Genomic DNA, 407 nt, shown 5'->3' on the forward strand with positions numbered 1-407 from the left:
GCACGGTATCCGCACCCGTCAGCACCACACTGGCCTGGGCCCGCAAGCGCTGCACCGCCGAGCGCGCTTCTGGCCCGGTGATCCACTGGCTTTCGCCGTTGGCCATCGCGGTGCGGCCATCAAGGCTCATGGCCATTTTGACCCGTACAAACGGCAGGCCGTGTTCCATGCGCTTGAGAAAACCAGGGTTCAACGCCCGGGCATCGGCTTCCAGCACACCACTGCGCACTTCAATACCGGCATCGGCCAAACGCTTGAGGCCACGCCCGGCAACTTCCGGGTTGGGGTCCTGCATGGCTGCAACCACACGCGCCACACCTGCGCTAATCAGCCCTTCGGCGCACGGTGGGGTGTGCCCATGATGGCTGCACGGCTCAAGGGTGACATAGGCCGTGGCGCCCCGCGCC

The 407-nt window shown here is 66.1% G+C and carries 1 protein-coding gene; it reads right to left on the minus strand.

Annotated features, from left to right (window positions below; all coding sequences use genetic code 11):
• Positions 1 to 407, minus strand: a 407-nt coding sequence (gene ribD / locus GHO03_RS24795; RefSeq protein WP_153400712.1) for a bifunctional diaminohydroxyphosphoribosylaminopyrimidine deaminase/5-amino-6-(5-phosphoribosylamino)uracil reductase RibD, incomplete at both ends; no start/stop codon positions are given.

The sequence above is a fragment of the Pseudomonas sp. FSL R10-1339 genome (genome assembly GCF_009600545.1).
In the GTDB taxonomy this organism is placed as follows: domain Bacteria; phylum Pseudomonadota; class Gammaproteobacteria; order Pseudomonadales; family Pseudomonadaceae; genus Aquipseudomonas; species Aquipseudomonas bubulae.